The organism is Mycobacterium sp. ACS4331, assembly GCF_001667265.1.
Taxonomy (GTDB): Bacteria; Actinomycetota; Actinomycetes; order Mycobacteriales; family Mycobacteriaceae; genus Mycobacterium.
The window spans coordinates 1-709 of record NZ_LZHW01000110.1; the positions used below are offsets into that span (position 1 = coordinate 1).

Annotated in this window: 1 protein-coding gene; it reads right to left on the reverse strand. The window is 68.7% G+C overall.

Going from position 1 to position 709, the window contains the following annotated elements:
• Nucleotides 1-709: acyl-CoA dehydrogenase family protein (locus tag A5727_RS26010; RefSeq protein ID WP_197507761.1), on the reverse strand; the 709-nt coding region annotated here is incomplete at both ends.

Sequence of the window (709 nt, forward strand, 5' to 3'; positions counted from 1 at the left end):
TCGAGGTAGGTGGCCCGTGCGGAATCCACCGCGGCCGCCATGTCGGCGAGCAGGAAGCCGAGACCCTGGTGGTCGATGATCTTGCGGCCGAACGTGGTTCGCTCCTGGGCGTAGGCGACGGCCTCATCGAGGGCGGCCTGAGCCAGCCCGACGGCGACGGCTGCGATGCCCAGTCTTCCGGAATCCAGTGCGCTGAAGGCGATCTGCAGGCCCTGCCCCTCGGTGCCGATGCGACGTTCGGCGGGCACCGACACATTGTCATAGTGCGCCGCAGTCGTCGGGACGGCGTGCAGGCCCATCTTCTCCTCGGGCCTGCCGAACGTCAGTCCCTGCGCGTCCCGGGGCACCAGGAAGCACGAGATGCCCTGTGAGCCGGTGCCTGTGCGGGCGAAGAGGTTGTAGAAATCGGCGATCCCGCCATGGGTGATCCACGCCTTCTCACCGGTGATGGTGTAGCCGTCGTCGGTGGCCGTGGCACGGCATGACAGCGCCGCGGCATCCGACCCGGCCTGGGGTTCGGACAGGCTGTAGGCGCCGATGGTGTGCCCGCCGAGCATGTCCGGCAGCCACTTCGCCTTCTGCTCCTCGGTGCCGAACGCCATCAGGGGATGGCAGGACAGACTGTGCACGCTCACCGCGACCGCGACCGCGGCCCACCGCGCGCCGATCTCCTCGAGGACCTGGAGATACACCTCGTAGGGCTGACCGC